The sequence below is a fragment of the Citrobacter sp. LUTT5 genome (assembly GCF_009905315.1).
Taxonomy (GTDB): Bacteria; Pseudomonadota; Gammaproteobacteria; order Enterobacterales; family Enterobacteriaceae; genus Citrobacter; species Citrobacter freundii.
On sequence record NZ_CP047606.1, the window covers coordinates 1,429,567 to 1,448,230 of the forward strand.

12 protein-coding genes are annotated in these 18,664 nt (G+C 52.4%); 5 read left to right on the plus strand and 7 right to left on the minus strand.

All coding sequences use genetic code 11. The features are described from left to right. The first annotated feature begins 91 nt into the window (after positions 1-91). The gene (ypfM, locus tag GUC46_RS06690) at positions 92-151 is read left to right on the plus strand and encodes a protein YpfM (RefSeq protein ID WP_001386977.1); all 60 of its coding nucleotides are present in this window, start codon (positions 92-94) and stop codon (positions 149-151) included. 75 nt (positions 152-226) lie between these two features. Here the strand turns inward: ypfM and acrD are convergent, their stop codons facing one another. Together acrD and narQ are read right to left on the minus strand one after the other, a co-directional pair. Continuing rightward, positions 227-3,340, minus strand: coding sequence for a multidrug efflux RND transporter permease AcrD (gene acrD / locus GUC46_RS06695; RefSeq protein WP_160179955.1), 3,114 nt, complete (start codon positions 3,338-3,340; stop codon positions 227-229). Positions 3,341-3,524: 184 nt separating this feature from the next. Then, positions 3,525-5,222, minus strand: a complete 1,698-nt coding sequence (gene narQ / locus GUC46_RS06700; protein WP_044714589.1) for a nitrate/nitrite two-component system sensor histidine kinase NarQ — start codon at positions 5,220-5,222, stop codon at positions 3,525-3,527. Between the two features lie 260 nt (positions 5,223-5,482). On the opposite strand from narQ, the gene aegA reads away from it, so the two are divergent. The 3 genes from aegA (at position 5,483) to GUC46_RS06715 (ending at position 9,361) form a co-directional block, all read left to right on the plus strand. Further along, on the plus strand, positions 5,483-7,462 hold the full coding sequence (aegA, locus tag GUC46_RS06705) for a formate-dependent uric acid utilization protein AegA (protein ID WP_049002449.1): 1,980 nt from the start codon (positions 5,483-5,485) through the stop codon (positions 7,460-7,462). Between the two features lie 156 nt (positions 7,463-7,618). Further along, a complete protein-coding gene (nudK, locus tag GUC46_RS06710) occupies positions 7,619-8,194 on the plus strand; it encodes a GDP-mannose pyrophosphatase NudK (protein WP_003838513.1) in 576 nt (191 codons plus the stop codon). A 123-nt stretch (positions 8,195-8,317) separates the two neighbouring features. Next, on the plus strand, positions 8,318-9,361 hold the full coding sequence (locus GUC46_RS06715) for a DUF1176 domain-containing protein (protein WP_130714458.1): 1,044 nt from the start codon (positions 8,318-8,320) through the stop codon (positions 9,359-9,361). Here GUC46_RS06715 and tkt read toward each other — a convergent pair. Next, the gene (gene tkt, locus GUC46_RS06720) at positions 9,351-11,345 is read right to left on the minus strand and encodes a transketolase (RefSeq protein ID WP_016150740.1); all 1,995 of its coding nucleotides are present in this window, start codon (positions 11,343-11,345) and stop codon (positions 9,351-9,353) included. The genes GUC46_RS06715 and tkt overlap by 11 nt on opposite strands. Positions 11,346-11,625: 280 nt before the next feature. On the opposite strand from tkt, the gene maeB reads away from it, so the two are divergent. Beyond that, positions 11,626-13,905 (plus strand): NADP-dependent oxaloacetate-decarboxylating malate dehydrogenase, encoded by a 2,280-nt coding sequence (gene maeB, locus GUC46_RS06725; RefSeq protein WP_003838520.1) that lies wholly within the window; start codon positions 11,626-11,628, stop codon positions 13,903-13,905. Between the two features lie 247 nt (positions 13,906-14,152). Here maeB and GUC46_RS06730 read toward each other — a convergent pair whose 3' ends face one another. The 4 genes from GUC46_RS06730 to GUC46_RS06745 form a co-directional block, all read right to left on the minus strand. Beyond that, entirely contained in the window at positions 14,153-14,437 is a 285-nt protein-coding gene (locus GUC46_RS06730; RefSeq protein ID WP_031605187.1) for a type VI secretion system PAAR protein, read from the minus strand. A gap of 460 nt (positions 14,438-14,897) precedes the next feature. Next, complete coding sequence (locus tag GUC46_RS06735) at positions 14,898-15,155, minus strand: hypothetical protein (protein WP_225990936.1); 258 nt, start codon at positions 15,153-15,155, stop codon at positions 14,898-14,900. A 159-nt stretch (positions 15,156-15,314) separates the two neighbouring features. Next, on the minus strand, positions 15,315-15,875 hold the full coding sequence (locus GUC46_RS06740) for a T6SS effector amidase Tae4 family protein (protein WP_088903194.1): 561 nt from the start codon (positions 15,873-15,875) through the stop codon (positions 15,315-15,317). 10 nt (positions 15,876-15,885) lie between these two features. After that, the gene (locus tag GUC46_RS06745) at positions 15,886-18,348 is read right to left on the minus strand and encodes a type VI secretion system Vgr family protein (protein WP_160179957.1); all 2,463 of its coding nucleotides are present in this window, start codon (positions 18,346-18,348) and stop codon (positions 15,886-15,888) included. Positions 18,349-18,664: the final 316 nt, after the last annotated feature.

Genomic DNA, 18,664 nt, shown 5'->3' on the forward strand with positions numbered 1-18,664 from the left:
ACGGGAGGATGTAATCACAACCATCGGTTAAATGTTCTTCTTTTGATGATGATGATTTTGTAGAATGCTCATAATAATAAGAGAGGTTGTTATGATTGAACGTGAACTGGGGAACTGGAAAGACTTTATTGAAGTGATGCTTCGTAAATAATTTTCTGGAAGAAATTCATATCCTGTAAAGGATAAAAAAAGGCGACTCAACGTAAGTCGCCTTTTTTGTGCCCGATTATTCCGGGCGCGGTTTCAACGGGAAGCGTCTGCGCACCAGCACAAAGAACAGGGGCACGAAGTAAATCGCCAGGATAGTGGCTGAAATCATTCCACCCATTACGCCTGTCCCCACCGCATGTTGACCGCCGGAGCCCGCGCCGCTGCTGATTGTCATCGGCAGGACCCCGAAGATAAACGCCAGCGACGTCATCAGAATCGGACGCAAGCGCTGGCGACAGGCGTGGAGCGTGGCATCGAGCAGATCGTGTCCTTTCTCGTTCATCTCATTGGCGAATTCAACAATCAAGATTGCGTTCTTCGCCGATAGCCCGATAACGGTAAGTAACCCGACCTGGAAGTACACGTCGTTTTCCAGACCGCGCATCCAGGTCGCCAGCAGAGCACCAATGACCCCCAGCGGCACAACCAGCATGACAGAGAAGGGAACTGACCAGCTTTCATACAGGGCCGCCAGACACAGGAATACCACCAGCAGAGAAATGGCGTACAGGGCGGGGGCCTGAGAACCCGACAGCCGTTCCTGATAAGACATCGCAGTCCATTCGAGGCCAAATCCGGTCGGCAACTGGCGCACCAGCGATTCCATTATGTCCATCGCTGTACCGGTACTGACGCCGGGCGCGGCTTCTCCGACAATCTCGACCGCGGAGTAGCCGTTGTAGCGTTCCAGACGCGGTGAACCGGTTTCCCAGCGCGACGTGGCAAAGGCCGAGAAAGGCACCATGCCACCGTTGTTATTACGGACGTACCACAAATTGATGTCGTCAGGGAGCATGCGATATTTTGCTGCCGCCTGTACGTAAACCTTCTTCACGCGACCGCGGTCCATAAAGTCATTGACGTAGCTGGAACCCCAGGCCGTTTGCAATGTATCGTTGATGTCGTCGATGGAAACGCCCAGTGCCTGGGCTTTGCGCTGATCGATATCAATTTGCAACTGCGGGCTGTCGTCCAGACCGTTATGACGAACGCGGGTCAGGGAAGAATCCTTCCCGGCCAGCTCAATCAGCTTGTCGCGCGCGGCCATTAACGCGTCATGCCCCGCACCAGCGTGATCCTGCAGCTCCATATCGAAACCGGCAGAGCTTCCGAGGCCACTGATAGCCGGAGGGCTACTGGCGAAGACGCGGGCTTCTTTAATCTTATTAAAAGCTTTGGTCGCACGTTCAATGATGGCGAAAGAGGTTCCGGTGGTGGTGTCGCGCTCATCCCAGTCTTTTAAACGGACAAACATACGCGCCACGTTTTGACCGTTCCCGCCAGGGCCTGAACCGACCGTGGAAAAGACCGACATAATGTTGTCTTTCTCATGGGTGAAGTAATACTTCTCTACTTCCTCAACCACTTTCAATGTTTGCTGCTGTGTGGAGCCGCTAGGCAGCTGTACCGAGGTGGTAAACATGCCGCGGTCTTCCAGCGGCAGGAAGGAGGTTGGCAGGCGCAGGAACAGGAAAACCATTCCGCCGAGCAGCAGGCCGTAGATCAGTATCCAGCGCAGGCTGCGGTGCAGGATCCTGGCAACGCCTTTTTCGTAGCGCTCGGCGTTGCGATTAAACATTCGGTTAAACCAGCCGAAGAAACCGGTTTGTCCGTGATGCTCGCCCTTATGCAGCGGTTTGAGCAGGGTGGCGCACAGAGCAGGAGTGAGGAGCATCGCCACCAGAACAGACAGCACCATTGCGGAGACGATAGTAATCGAGAACTGGCGGTAAATAGCCCCGGTAGTGCCGCCGAAGAAGGCCATCGGGATAAACACCGCCGACAGCACCATGGCAATACCAACCAGCGCGCCCTGGATTTGCCCCATCGATTTCCGCGTCGCTTCCCGCGGTGTGAGCCCTTCCTCACTCATAATACGCTCGACGTTTTCCACTACCACAATGGCGTCATCGACCAGCAGGCCGATCGCCAGCACCATCGCAAACATCGTCAAGGTGTTAACGCTATAGCCAAAGGCGTAAAGCACGGAGAAGGTACCCATCAGGACGACGGGAACAGCGATGGTGGGAATCAGCGTGGCGCGGAAGTTTTGCAGGAACAGGTACATCACGAGGAATACCAGCGCTATCGCTTCCAGCAGGGTTTTTACCACGTCGATGATTGAGGCTTTGACAAAGGAGGTGGTTTCATATGCCACCTTATATTCCAGCCCATGTGGAAAATACTGTGACAGTTCGTCAAGGCGGTTGAGCACCAGCTCTGCCGTTGCCATTTCATTGGCGCCGGAGGCCAGTTTCACGCCCAGACCGGAAGCCGGGTTGCCGTTAAACCGGCTGAGGTAGTCGTACTTCTCGGCCCCCATTTCGACCGTTGCCACATCGCCCAGTTTAACTTCTGAGCCATCCTGGTTGACACGTAGAGTAATGGCGCGGAATTCATCCGGAGTCTGCAGTAGCGACTGGGCGTTGATCGTCGCGTTCAGCGCCTGCTTGTCCACCGAAGGCGTACCGCCAAGTTGTCCGACCGCAATCTGCGCATTCTGTGACTCGATAGCGTCGGTCACATCTTTAGCGGTCATCTGGAAACTGTTCAGTTTGGCCGGGTCAAGCCAGATTCGCATGGAGTACTGTGAGCCGTAAGCGTCAATATCCCCCACGCCGTTAATACGGCTGAGCGGATCCTGAATGTTACTGGCGACATAGTCGGCGATGTCCTGCTTATCCATTGAGCCATCGGTGGAGACAAAGGCGATTGTCAGAATATTGGTGTCCCCGGTCTTACGCACCGTGACCCCCTGATCCTGTACCGCCTGCGGCAGTTTACGCATTGCCGATTGCAGCTGGTTTTGCACCTGCTGGACGGCCTCATCAGGATCGGTTCCGGCGACAAAGCTCAGCGTAACTGACGCCTGACCTGTCCCGCTGCTCTGTGACGACATGTACATCAGGTTATCGAGACCGGTCATGTTCTGCTCGATCACCTGGGTGACGGTGTTTTCCAGAGTCTGAGCCGAGGCGCCAGGATAGTTGGCGGTGACCCGTACGTTTGGCGGCGCCAGATCGGGATATTGCTCAACGGGTAGTGAAAAAATAGCCAGGGCTCCTGTCAGGCACAACAGGATAGCTAACACCCAGGCAAAAATGGGGCGATCGATGAAAAAATTCGCCATTAAAAGAGGACCTCGTGTTTCTGCGTATCGTTATGGGTATGGCTTGCTTCACTTTAGCGGCAAGGTACGGGTCAAACGTGGAGAAAAAAAGAAGATAATGTAAATTATCATGCCCGTTTACAGCATACCTTTCGTGCCAACGCCGTCAGGCCAGGATCCAGACCCGACGGCGCTTTGTGGTTCTTTACGTTAGATAACTGTCTGATTCAGCCGATCGGAAACTGATGCTTACCAACGTTCCTCCTCCGGAAGGTTGAGAGAAGGTCAACGTGCCGCTTAGTCTTTCCGCCCGCTCACGCATAATATTTAGTCCATAGTGCCCTGTAGGCTCATGCGGCTCGCCAATGCCGATGCCGTTATCGCGGATATAAACCGTGTGGTTGCCGTCCGGAGCCGTTACGCAACTGACGGCAATTTCGCTCGCACTGGCATGCTTAATGGCGTTCAGCACCGCTTCGCGGATGATCTGCAACAGGTGCACTTGCATTTGCGCATCCAACGCCAGCGTGGGTAACCGACAGTCGAGTGTGAGTTTAGCTGAGGTTTGATTTTGCAGCGTTTCCAGCATTTCATGCAGGGCGGAGGGTAAGTCTGCCTGTTGTAAGGTCAGACGGAAGGTGGTGAGCAGTTCGCGTAGCTGGCGGTAGGCATCGTTCAGCGCCTGGGAGAAATCCGCCATGATGCTTTGCGCTGGGGCGTTATCTTCCGGAATTGACCGCTTCAGCAGCGTCAACTGAATGCGTAAATAAGAGAGTACCTGTGCCAGTGAGTCGTGCAGTTCGCGTGCAATCGTCGCTCGCTCCTCCATTAACAACAGTTGCTGAAAATGTTTTTGTGCCTGGTTGAAGTACAACCCGCGTCCCAGCATTGAGGAAACGCTGTTAAGCAGCGGAGTAGAAGCATTGACGTTTGGACTTTGCCAGTGCAGTTCGCCGTAGACGGTTTCCTGCATAGTGACCGGCAGGATCTGCATCGGTAGCTCCAGGCTTTTAGTCCCTTCGCTAATCCGCCAGTTATCACCGACGGTGAGCTCAAGGAAATACGCGGCATCATGTTCGCGGACGATCTGTAAAATATGGCGGAAACAGTACACGTCAATCTGGCTGGTATTTAACGCCTGGGAGCACTGATACAACACCTCCAGACGGCGATTGGCTTCATGGAGATCGTGAGTTTTCTCGGCAACAGACGCTTCCAGCGAGCGATACAGCTTGTGTAATTCACTCGACATCTGGCTAAACGTTTTGCCCAGCAACCCCAGCTCATTGGGCAAACCGGTATCAAGCGGTGGGATATTAAACTGACCGTGTTCAATTTGCTGACTGGCCATCACCAGTTTATTCAGCGGACGCACCACCTGCTGGCGAATGCGCCGCAGGGTAAAGAAGACGAGGGTGAATATGCCGATCCCGCCCGCCAGCGAGATACCAAATACCAGCATGACTTTACGCTCGGCATAATGTTGCAACGCCAGCACGAAGAGATCGATTTGATCGACGTAGTTGTTGATATTGGCCTGGTACCATTTTAAATCGCCGTCGATCAGGCGGGCATTCATTTCCAGCCAGTTAGCATGCAGACGTCCATAGCGGCTTTTTACCGCTTGTGGCACATACCACGCATTCAGATTCTGTAATGCCGGTGCGTTTAGCGCCTGCTGGAAAAGCTGGCGGTGGGCGTTAAGCTGCGAGCTCTGGCTTTGCAGATCGTAACCCAGACGGTAGCTTTGCATGCGCAATGAGCCAGCAACGTTGATGGCTTCGGCATCTCGCAAGCTGCTGGTCAGCGTGAGCAGCGCAATACCAGTTGAGAGAATTGACAGCAGCACTATGTAGAAAAAAGCTTTAGCCAGACTGGCCGAGACCGGACGCTTTACCGTCACTTGTGCATCCTCACACAATACACGTCGCGCCTGAAAACAGCGTGAACGATGCGGTGTATTTGATAAAGGTTAATAAAACGCCATGAAACTGGATGGTAACTGAAACACAATTTCATATGCGATGAAATAAATTGATCTGCCACAGGTTCTGCATAAATAGTTGTGCTTCCTGGGCAAATGAACATTGCCGCTTCCTTCCGTGTCGGTTAATAACACTCTTATAAAGAATAAGGTTTTTGCAACCAAAAAAGAAGGAAGCCATGAATCGTTTTATTATGGTCAATAGCCAGCAGTGCCTGGGATGCCATGCCTGTGAGGTCGCCTGCGTCATGGCTCACAATGGCGAACAGCATGTCCTGAGCCAACGGCATTTTCAGCCCCGAATTACCGTCATTAAACATCAGCAGCAGCGCAGCGCGGTGACCTGTCACCACTGCGAAGATGCACCCTGCGCCAGAAGTTGCCCAAATGGGGCAATTAGCCATGATAACGACAGCGTTCAGGTGAACCCGCAAAAGTGCATTGGCTGTAAATCGTGCGTCGTTGCTTGTCCTTTCGGCACGATGCAGATCGTACTCACTCCCGTCGCCAAAGGGAAGGTGAAAGCCACCGCGCACAAATGCGATCTGTGCCAGGGGCGTGAACAGGGGCCCGCCTGCGTAGAGAACTGCCCGGCGCAGGCGTTACAGTTGGTGACGGAAAGCTCGCTTACCGGTCTGTCAAAAGCGCGCAGGCTGCGTACCGCAAGTCTGGAAAGCCAGCCATGGCACGCCAGCACTACCGATTTTGTTCCACATGTCATCACCAAACGTGAGCGAATGCAGGCAACGCCTGCGCGTGGTGAACCGGATAAACTGGCGATTGATGCCCGGAAAACCAGCTTTGAAGAGATCTATCTGCCGTTTCGTACGGCGCAGGCGGAGCGGGAAGCCTCTCGCTGCCTGAAATGCGGCGACCACAGTATTTGCGAATGGACCTGTCCGTTGCATAACCACATTCCGCAGTGGATTGAGCTGGTCAAAGCCGGAAACATCGATGCCGCGGTTGAGCTTTCACATCAAACCAACTGTTTGCCGGAGGTGACCGGGCGTGTATGCCCGCAGGATCGACTCTGCGAAGGGGCATGCACGGTGCGTAGTGAGCATGGCGCAGTCACTATCGGTAATATTGAGCGTTACATCTCCGATCGGGCGCTGAGTAAAGGATGGCGACCGGACTTAAGCCATGTGCAGAAAGTGGACAAGCGTGTTGCCATTATCGGCGCGGGTCCGGCGGGTCTGGCCTGCGCGGATGTGCTGGCGCGTAGCGGTATCAGTGCCACCGTTTACGATCGCCATCCTGAAATTGGCGGTTTGCTGACGTTCGGTATTCCGGCCTTCAAACTGGACAAATCGCTGCTGACGCGTCGCCGTGAAATCTTCAGCGCTATGGGGATTCATTTCGAACTTAACTGTGAAGTGGGTAAGGACGTCGCACTTGAAAAGTTGCTGGAGGATTACGATGCCGTGTTCGTGGGGGTGGGAACCTATCGTTCCATGAAGGCGGACCTGCCAAATGAAGACGCGCCAGGCGTATATGATGCGCTGCCGTTCCTGATTGCCAACACCAAGCAGGTGATGGGGCTGGATGAGTTGCCTGAAGAACCGTTTATCGATACCGCCGGACTGAACGTGGTGGTTCTGGGCGGAGGCGATACGGCCATGGACTGTGTACGTACCGCGCTGCGCCACGGTGCAAGCCAGGTGACCTGCGCCTATCGTCGTGATGAAGCCAACATGCCGGGTTCGAAAAAAGAGGTGAAGAACGCCCGGGAAGAGGGGGCAAACTTCGAGTTTAACGTCCAGCCGGTTGAGCTGGTGTTGCATGCCGATGGGCGAGTCAGCGGCGTGCGTTTCTTACGTACCCAACTTGGCGAACCTGATGCGCAGGGGCGTCGTCGCCCTGTTCCCATCGCCGGGAGTGAGTTTGTGATGCCCGCAGATGCGGTGATCATGGCGTTTGGTTTTCACCCACACGGCATGCCGTGGCTGGAGTCGCATGGCGTTAAGGTCGATAACTGGGGGCGCATTGCCGCCGATGTTGAAAGCGCATACCGTTACCAAACCAGTAACCCGAAAATCTTTGCCGGTGGCGACGCGGTACGCGGTGCGGATCTGGTGGTGACGGCCATGGCGGAGGGGCGGCACGCCGCCCAGGGGATCGTCGACTGGCTGGGCGTAAAATCAGTCAAATCTCACTAATCGGCGTCCAGGCCGGATAAAACGCGTTAGCGTTGCCATCCGGCAATGTGCCGCATGAATGCCTGATGGCGCTTTGCTTATCAGGCCTACATTGTTCCAAGACAAACCCGGTTTCACGGCGTAGTATTATTTCTCACTTCTTGCTGTGGAGCCGGTATGTCGCAAAAAATTACCCTCATCAAAGATAAAGTCCTCTCCGATAACTACTTCATCCTGCGCAATATCACCTATGACCTGACCCGTAGCACTGGGGAGGTGATTCGTCATAAACGCGAGGTTTACGATCGCGGTAACGGTGCCACAATCCTGCTGTATAACCCGGAGAAGAAAACGGTGGTCTTAATTCGCCAGTTCCGCGTCGCCACCTGGGTCAACGGTAATGAAGATGGTCAACTGATTGAAACCTGCGCTGGGCTGTTGGATAACGACGAACCGGAAGCGTGCATTCGCAAAGAGGCCATTGAAGAGACCGGCTTTGAAGTGGGCGAAGTGCGCAAACTGTTTGAGTTATACATGTCGCCGGGCGGCGTGACGGAAATAATCCACTTCTTCATTGCACAATACAGTGACAGCCAGCGAGCAAACGCTGGTGGCGGTGTGGAAGATGAAGATATTGAAGTTCTGGAACTGCCGTTCACACAGGCGCTGGAAATGATCAAAACGGGTGAGATCCGTGACGGTAAAACGGTGCTATTGTTGAACTATTTGCAGTCGTCGCATCTCATGGACTAATGCGTGGAATTTATATTTCTTTACAAATTTACGGCCAATCCGACAATTCTTATTGAGCCACATCAGTCGCGCAAGGAAGATACCGCTTAGGCTGTGTGTTTTGACTTCGGGGTTGTACCGTCCATGCGCTATCGCGTTATTCTCCTTTTCCTGCTCGGGTTGCTACCAGCCCGATTGCTCTGGGCTGCGCCCGCGCAACAGGCGTTTTCTGACTGGCAGGTGACGTGTAATAACCAAAATTTTTGCGTGGCGCGCAATACCGGAGAGCACCACGGCCTGGTCATGACCTTGAGCCGCAGCGCCGGGGCACATACTGACGCCGTGTTGCGTATTGAGCTGGGCGGGCTGGAATCGTCCAACGTCAAAGAGAGCGATATTGCGCCGCGTCTGTTGTTGGATGGTGTGCCGCTCTCGCTGAGCGGCGAGCTCTGGCGTGTTACCCCATGGCAACTGATGACCGATGATCCCGCCACCATTAGCGCATTTTTACAAACCGTACAGGACGCGAAGGCGATTACCCTGCAAAAAGGTGCGCAAAATCTTTCGCTGGTCGGGCTAAAAGCCGCATTGTTGTTTATCGATGCCCAGCAAAAACGGGTTGGCAGCGAAACCGCATGGATCGAAAAAGGTGACGAGCCTCCGCTCAGTGTACCTCCTGCCCCCGCGCTGAAAGGCGTAGCGGTCATTAACCCAACACCAACGCCTCTCACACAGCAAGAGCGCAGTGAACTGCTGGACTATGGTAACTGGCGAATCAACGGTATTCGTTGCTCTATCGATCCGCTGCGTCGCGAGATGCGCGTCACGGCCCTAACGGATGATAAAGCGCTGCTGATGATTGGCTGTGAGGCCGGAGCGTATAACACTATCGATCTGGCGTGGGTGGTTTCACGTACAACCCCGCTGACTTCACGCGCGGTACGGTTAAGCCTGCCTTTTAAAACGGATGCGGAAAGTCGCGATATGGAGCTGACCAACGCTACGTTTGACGAAAAGTCGCGGGAGCTGGTTACCCTCGCTAAAGGACGAGGGTTGGCAGATTGCGGTATCCAGACCCGCTGGCGCTACGATGGTCAGCGTTTTCGCCTGGTGCGCTATGCCCAGGAGCCAAGTTGTGATAACTGGCATGGGCCAGATGCCTGGCCCACACTGTGGATCACACGTTAAGCACCTTGTGTGCTTTGTCGACGATGTTATCTACCGTAAAGCCGAAGAACGGGAACAGCTTGTCTGCCGGCGCCGACTCCCCATAGCCCGTCATCCCAACAATCGCCCCTTTCAGCCCAACATATTTGTACCAGTAGTCGGCAATACCGGCTTCTACCGCCACGCGCGCGCTGACGTTTGCCGGCAGGACCGACTCCCGGTACGTCTCATCCTGGGCGTCGAAGATATCGGTTGAAGGCAGAGAAACTACCCGTACGTTACGGCCTTCGCCGGTCAGTTTTTCCGCTGCCAGCAGTGTGATTTCCATTTCTGAACCGGTAGCAATCAGGATAACATCCGGCTTACCGCCGCCGTCCTTCAGCACATAGCCGCCGCGGGCAATTTGCTGCACCTGCTCAGGTGTGCGCTCAACCTGCGCCAGATTCTGCCGCGAGAGGATCAGCGCCGTTGGCCCGTCATGGCGTTCGACCGCCAGCTTCCAGCCTACTGCCGCCTCAACCTGATCGCACGGTCGCCAGGTACTGAAATTAGGTGTCAGGCGTAGGCTGGCGAGTTGTTCGACGGCCTGGTGCGTGGGACCATCTTCCCCCAGGCCAATCGAGTCGTGGGTATAAACCATGATTTGTCGGGCTTTCATCAGCGCCGCCATGCGCGCGGCATTACGGGCATATTCAACAAACATCAGGAACGTGGCAGTGTAAGGTACGAAGCCCCCGTGGTGCGCGATACCATTGGCAATGGCGGTCATGCCAAATTCCCGCACGCCGTAGTGGATGTAGTTTCCTGCATGATCCTCTTTAAGAGAGGAGGAGCCTTTCCAGATGGTCAGGTTGCTGGGTGCCAGATCCGCCGAGCCGCCGAGCAGTTCTGGCAGTATCGGCCCATAGGCGTTCAGGGTATTTTGCGAAGCTTTACGGGTGGCTATTTTGGCTGGGTTGGCTTGCAGGTCGGTAATATATTTCTGGGTTGTTGCTTCCCACTCCTTAGGCAGTCCGCCGCTCATCCGGCGAGTAAACTCTGCCGCCAGTTCTGGGTAGGCTTGTTCGTAAGCTGCGAATTTTTCCTTCCAGCCCTGTTGCGCTTTTTCGCCTTTCTCGCGTGCGTCCCAGGCCCGGTAAATCTCTTTGGGGATTTCAAAAGCAGGATGATGCCACCCCAGTTTCTGCCGGGTCAGCGCCACCTCTTCTTCGCCCAGCGCAGCGCCGTGCGCTTCCTCTTTTCCGGCTTTATTCGGTGAGCCAAAACCAATCACCGTGCGGCAGATAATCAGCGACGGTTTATCGGTAACAGCCTGCGCTTCCTGAATGGCTTTTTTCACCGCCTCAGGGTCATGACCGTCAATGTCGTGCACTACATGCCAGTGGTAAGCCTCAAAGCGTTTTGCAGTATCGTCGGTAAACCAGCCTTCGGTTTCGCCATCAATTGAGATGCCGTTGTGATCGTAGAAGCCGATGAGTTTGCCAAGCCCCAGCGTGCCCGCCAGCGAACAAGCCTCGTGTGAAATACCCTCCATCAGACAGCCGTCGCCCATAAAGACCCAGGTAAAGTGGTTAACAATCTCATGGTCCGGCTGGTTAAACTGCGCTGCCAGCGTGCGCTCGGCAATGGCCATGCCGACGGCGTTGGCCAAACCCTGGCCCAGCGGTCCGGTGGTGGTTTCCACGCCCGGCGTGTAGCCAATTTCCGGGTGACCTGGCGTCTTCGAATGGAGCTGACGGAAGTTCTTTAATTCTTCGATCGGCAGGTCGTAACCGGAAAGATGCAATAGGCTGTAAAGCAGCATTGAGGCGTGGCCGTTGGACAGAATAAACCGGTCACGATCGTACCAGGTGGGATCTGTCGGGTTATGGCGTAGAAAATCGTTCCACAGCACTTCGGCGATATCGGCCATCCCCATTGGTGCTCCTGGGTGGCCGGAGTTAGCTTTTTGGACGGCATCCATACTCAGCGCACGAATGGCATTGGCAAGCTCTTTACGGGTCATAGGAAATACTCCTTGAAAAGTAAAGTGTTAGATGCGTGTTGTGATTCACACTTTTGGGAAAATTGCGGGCGTTGTCAGCAAAAAGCATAGCAGACAAGCATGGTATTGCTGGATTAAGCAGGTAACATGGCTGTTATAAATTGATAACAAATTCTTTCTTTGAATGGTGAGAGTTTGGGGACCTTCAAAGTTTGTGCCGTTGACTGAGGTGATAATGTGCGGCTCAGTAGAATGGTTACCCGCGCCACTTTTTTGATAGATACGTGAAAGGAACAACAAGATGGATGACCAGTTAAAACAAAGCGCCCTCGATTTCCACGAATTTCCAGTACCCGGTAAAATCCAGGTTTCTCCGACCAAGCCTCTGGCAACGCAGCGCGACCTGGCGCTGGCCTACTCGCCGGGCGTGGCTGCACCGTGTCTTGAAATTGAAAAGGACCCGCTGGCAGCCTACAAATACACCGCGCGTGGCAACCTGGTTGCGGTTATCTCTAACGGTACGGCGGTGCTGGGTCTTGGCAACATTGGCGCACTGGCCGGCAAACCGGTGATGGAAGGTAAAGGCGTTCTGTTTAAGAAATTCGCCGGGATCGACGTGTTCGACATTGAAGTCGATGAACTCGATCCGGATAAATTTATCAATGTGGTTGCGGCCCTGGAACCCACGTTTGGCGGTATCAACCTCGAAGATATCAAAGCGCCGGAGTGCTTCTACATTGAGCAAAAGCTGCGCGAACGCATGAATATTCCGGTCTTCCACGATGACCAGCACGGCACAGCAATCATCAGTACTGCCGCAATTCTGAACGGTCTGCGGGTGGTTGAGAAAAATATCTCCGACGTGCGCATGGTGGTGTCTGGCGCAGGCGCGGCAGCGATTGCCTGTATGAACCTGCTGGTAGCGCTGGGTATGCAGAAACACAATATTGTGGTCTGTGACTCCAAAGGCGTGATTTACAAAGACCGCGAACCGAACATGGCGGAAACCAAAGCGGCTTATGCGGTGGTGGATGACGGTAAGCGTACGCTGGATGATGTCATTGACGGCGCAGATATTTTCCTCGGTTGCTCCGGTCCGAAAGTGCTGACGCAGGAAATGGTTAAGAAGATGGCGCGTGCGCCAATGATTCTGGCACTCGCTAACCCGGAACCGGAAATCCTGCCGCCGTTGGCAAAAGAGGTGCGTTCCGACGCAATCATTTGTACTGGTCGTTCAGACTACCCGAACCAGGTTAACAACGTCCTGTGCTTCCCGTTCATCTTCCGCGGTGCGCTGGATGTTGGTGCGACGGCCATCAACGAAGAGATGAAACTGGCGGCGGTGCACGCCATTGCTGAGCTGGCGCATGCCGAGCAGAGTGAAGTGGTGGCCTCTGCTTATGGCGATCAGGACCTGAGCTTCGGCCCGGAATACATCATTCCGAAACCGTTCGACCCGCGTCTGATCGTCAAAATCGCCCCTGCTGTGGCGAAAGCAGCGATGGACTCTGGTGTGGCAACGCGTCCGATTGCCGACTTTGACGCTTACATCGATAAGCTGACTGAATTCGTCTACAAAACCAACCTGTTCATGAAGCCAATTTTCTCCCTGGCACGCAAAGCGCCGAAGCGTGTGGTGCTGACGGAAGGGGAAGAAGCGCGCGTACTGCATGCTACCCAGGAGCTGATTACTTTAGGGCTGGCAAAACCAATCCTGATCGGTCGTCCGAGCGTTATTGAAATGCGTATCCAGAAACTGGGGCTGCAGATCAAAGCGGGCGTCGATTTTGAAATCGTCAACAACGAATCCGATCCGCGCTTTAAAGAGTACTGGAGTGAGTATTATCAGATCATGAAGCGCCGTGGGATCACCCAGGAGCAGGCGCAGCGTGCGGTGATTGCCAACACTACGGTGATCGGTGCAATCATGGTGCAGCGTGGCGAAGCGGATGCGATGATCTGTGGTACGATTGGCGACTACCATGAGCACTTCAGCGTGGTGAAAGAGGTGTTTGGTCATCGTGACGGCGTGCATACTGCTGGGGCGATGAACGCCTTGCTGCTGCCAAGCGGTAACACTTTTATCGCCGATACTTACGTCAACGACGATCCTACGCCTGAGCAACTGGCGGAAATCGCCGTGATGGCGGCAGAGACTGTGCGTCGCTTTGGTATTGAACCGAAGGTGGCGTTGCTGTCGCACTCCAACTTTGGTTCCTCTGACTGCCCGTCGGCCAGCAAAATGCGCGAAGCGCTGGAGCTGATTAAGGCGCGCGCGCCAGAGTTGATGATTGACGGCGAAATGCACGGCGATGCCGCGCTGGTGGAAAGTATCCGTAATGACCGCATGCCGGACAGTCCGCTGAAAGGCTCAGCTAATATTCTGGTGATGCCGAATATGGAAGCGGCCCGTATTAGTTACAACTTACTACGCGTTTCCAGTTCTGAAGGCGTAACGGTTGGCCCGGTGCTGATGGGGGTTGCGAAACCTGTTCATGTATTAACGCCGATCGCCTCTGTTCGTCGTATCGTTAATATGGTGGCGCTGGCGGTTGTAGAAGCACAGACTCAGCCGCTGTAATTATGTTAGTGTGAAGTATGAACCCTTACCCTGGCTTGAATGGGGTAAGGGGGAATTTCATTGATATCATTAAAATTATGTTTTGTGATTTTTTATCATCTCTTTAGTTTATTGGTTTATCCTTTTCTTGTTTCGAATCTATCACTACGACCGTAAATTCTTCCTTGAAGTCACTTCCCGGACACTGAGTTCTCCACATCCAGCGTAAAACACAAACCATTTTGTGACATAACCTTGTCCTTGTATATCAGCCGATACTGACTGTGCCGCTGCCGATCACCACGCCGCCACAGTCAATTGCATCACCGGTTCTGGCGGCAGGCAGGCCGTCAATAAACACAGTGCCTGAACCACTGGCTATTTTTCGGGGGTGAGGTGGGTGTTTCGGTTTATCGTGAGGCGTCAGTGGGTCACTCATACGGGCAGCAGGCAATCCATCAATAAATACCGTTGGGGAACCCGCTGTAATGACAGTTTCGTGATAACCATCGTGCTGGGTACCTTTATCGTTAAGTCGGGCTGCTGTGGGCATGGGGATCCTCCATAATATTTAGTCAGAGTTAGAGCAGAAATTAAATTTATGTTAATAAATGATTTTAAATTTAGAATTTATTGCTATTACATGATCTTCAGAAGATTATCTTTTGTGATTCAAGTGTTCTCCATTATTAATGTTGTGAGTAAAAACAATATTTGAATGTTTACAATGCAGCCAAATTTTTAAAATATCATTTTGTAATGATATGTAAGTTATGTTCTATATCTGAATCATTCATACTTTATGTGCAATTGCTGGACAAGATTCATACTTATGATTTATTGAGTGGGGCAGTTACTCAAGAGCAAGGTAATACAAGTTTAGACGTAGTGTCACTTAGCAGAGAAAATAACACTACGCCATTGTCCTGAGAGGGCCGGTAAAAAATATAACAGTATTCGACTCAGCTATTTGGCTTTAATTGAAAACACTATCGATAGTTTCATACCCTGTCTTATTTTGTTTTTTTTGAAATCAAACTATTTAAAAGCGCATCCAGCTCTCTTGAGTGATAAAAATCAACACAATCATATATAACCATATTTAGCTGAGCCAGATCGCCTTCAGTTTGTCTGGTTTTATAAAAATTATCTGTTTTACTTTTTATAAACATATCAAGAGCATTATTTTTATCACTACTAAAAGCTAATCCTTTCTCGATATCAATGAATCCCATTGTATAATCTTTCAAGGGTAGTTTATTAAAATCCATTCCCATTTCCTCATAATTATTAGTAATGCATCGAGCAAGAGAATACGTTTTGTAATTATCTAGAAGATGCTCATGGATATTGAGATCGTTTCCATTTGAACAAATGGCATATCTGGGAACAAAAAATAAAAAAAAAGACTAAGTTGAGTCTGTGTATCATTATTTCAACTCCCAAAAGTATATTGCGGCAGTATATTCTGCGATATAGTAATGATCGGCCATAACTCTATTCCCGGTCCATAATGTTGCATGCCCTGATGCGTGGAAATCTCTAGGGGATTTAGGGATCATAATATAAATACCCTTCTTGCCATCTAGTTTTGAACTTACATCACTCAGGTTAGTCGGGAAATTTACAACTATGTCAGCCTTTCCCCACTTACCTTCGAGAATACTCTTTAATTTTTCAGCGCCAGGTTCAATTTGCTTACCATAAAATTTATGATTTTTATTTGTTATTTTTATCCCTCGGTTCCCAACCTGCCTCACTCCACCAGCAAGCAACGCTAGGGAAACTCTTGTTCCACAAGCATTAAAATATATCGTTTTATCATAACTCGCACCAAAAACATTAGTAAAAACGGTATCATAATACTCATCACCTTCCGATGAAGTACCTCCATTAACTTTAGGGTATCCATTATAAACATTATTCCATGTAGGTCTTCTTGCCGTCAAAGAGGACTTTTGTCCCCCTGCGCTTGCGTGAACTTTACCCATTACAATATCCTTATTGCACGCTCATTAGTACATCACTAAAAACATTGCGTATGCAAACATTTCCAGTATTATCAACAATTCCAGTAACAGTTATTATTTGTTTAATATTATCTATGTCATTATATTCCACAGCACAACAAACACTTTCGCCAGGATTATAGTTTTCTGTCTGAATATGAAGGTTCAGGTCAAAATAATGTCTCGATATATCACCAAGCTCTATTTTATCTTCACCATAAGACCAACTAATCGAGGTAATTTTTTTCTCTTCATCTACATCTTCCGACTCAATCACCGGATTACCTGAGACATTCGAATCATCGCCGCCTCCTGAATTTTCTCCAGTGCCATCACTTGATAAAGTTGCCAGAACAACTGGTTGCAGTGTCCCCACTGGCGTACCCGGACTCCCGCCGCTGTTGAGATTGATTTTCGGCCCCATAATATCCACGCCGCCCGGGTGGATGACCACAAACGAACCGCCCACCTTCAGGCTTATCCGGCTGCTGCTTTCCAGCACAATATCGCTCTGAACCTTTATTCCCAGCGCGCCGCTTATCTTCTGCGCCAGGTCTCCCTTCACCTCCAGGCTCTTCATCCCTTTCACCAGGCTGATATGGTCACCGGTGGTGGTCTGCTCCTGTTTTCCCTTCACCGACATCTTCCGGTCATTGCCCACAACCAGCGTCTCGTCATTCCCCACCTGCTCACGCCGGTCGTGCATCACTTCTGTCTTCCGGTCGTTTTTTACGGTCACCGTGTCATCATGACCCACCGTCACCTGACGGTCATTCCCCGTCGTGTTGCGCTGGTCATGCGCGACCGTGACTGTCCGGTCGTGTCCGGATGCGTTTTCTTTACCCACCGTGATGGTCTGCCCGAGTCCCACAGTGATGCTCTGGTTATTGCCGATGGTCTCCGTATGGTCCACCTTCACATCAGTGGTTCGGTTGTTCAGCACCTCCGTATCCATGTTCTTCTGCGCATGGATATAGACCTGCTCATTGCCCGTCGCATCATCGAATTTCAGTTCGTTAAATCCGCCACCTTTGTAGGTCTTCGAGCGGATGGTCATCTGCGTTTTCGTGCCCGGCAGGCTGCCCGGCGAGCGGTTATCCTGGTGGTAGGTGCGGCCCATAATAATGGGCTGGTCCGGGTCGCCGTTCAGGAAATCCACTATCACTTCCTGACCCACACGCGGAATGGCGAGGTTGCCGAATCCGGCACCGGCCCACGCCTGTGACACCCGCACCCAGCAGGAGCTGTCTTCGTTTCCCGGGCAGTAGCGGTCCCAGTGGAAACGCACCCGCACCCGGCCATGCTCGTCGCAGAAGATTTCCTCGCCGGCAGGACCGGTGACAATGGCACTCTGCGGGCCGTCCACGGCGGGTTTGGGCAGCGGGGAGGCACGCCATGTCCGGTCAGCCGGGATGACGTCCAGGTGGTTACTGAGTGTGGTGCCTTCACCGGAGCTACCGTGCTGCGCCTGTGGCTGCTTTCCTTCCAGTACAGAGCCGGTGACCTGCCATTCGCGGTTCAGCGTCTCTGACGGGTGACCGGTCAGGGTAAAACGTTTGCCGGGCCACAGTTTCGGGGAGTTGCTCACGCAGGCTGCCGTTTCAGCATCCTGCCGGTGGCCCTCCGCCTGGTAGCGGGCAAAGTCCTGACCATGCTGTACGTCTTTGAAGCGTCCCGGATAATCAAAGATTTCATACTGTGTGCGCTGGCCGTTGAGGTTTTTGGCGTGATGGCTGAAGTAACCGGGCCATCCGGGGGCTTTAAAGGTGTAATCCTGGTTTTCCACCGAGGAAGGGCGAATCTGCGCCCGGTAGCGGAACGCACTGATGCATGCGGTGGTGGCTTCCCGGGTGTTCGGGTTAAAGGGCATGTCGCCGAGTGTGGAGACCCCGGCGACGTCATCGCAGAGCACCAGTTTCTGGTCGGGACCGGTCGGGAGGAACCAGTCAAAGAAGAAAATACCCTCTTCGGCCCACAGGCGGCTCAGAAAATTGAGGTCAGTTTCGCCGTACTGCACGCAGAATTCGCGGGCGGGATGGGGCTCATAAAAGGAAGGCACCCAGTCAGTGACGTCGTTTTCAGCAAGCAGGGTGGAGGAAATAGTCTGGATATCCTGCTGCTGAAAGATGCGGAAGTTCTGCCGCAGCCCTGCCCGCCAGAGCGGGGGCGAAACAGTCAGCTGGTAATTCATCTGCCAGTCGTTGTTCTCCCTGAGCTCCACGCCGGTGATGATGCCGTGAAGATAACGCAGTGCAACAGCCCCCTGCCAGACAGTGAGGGTGGTGCTTTTCTCGAGAAAATCTGTGGCGGTGAGGTCAGGCAGGCCGCTGGCGATATCGACACTGAGTGTAAAGAGGGTGGAGAGATTCTGGCTGAGGGTGAAGCTGACGACGGCGGTGCTCATCGCCAGTAACCCGTCCACTTCCAGCGTAAAGCGCAGTCCCTGCTGTGACATGAGTTTCTCTCCATGATATATCATCCGAAAGTCACCATACGCCAGTAAAGTCAGCACAGGTAGAACTGAAGGGGGGGGTGAATGAGATTCAGAAAACGTTTAGGTCTGGAGATAAAAAACTATCATCAGTTTGTCGCTACTCGCGGCGGAAGCAACCTTTTACACAATCTATGATAGATGTTTTGATTAAACTTATTTAAAAGCTAATGATTCCATTTAAAGCAAATGAACTTCTTTGATTTCTACATCAAATTCATGCGCTTCACTTTTTATTACCCCTTCTCTTAGTGATCTACTTCACCTTTTAAACCTGGTT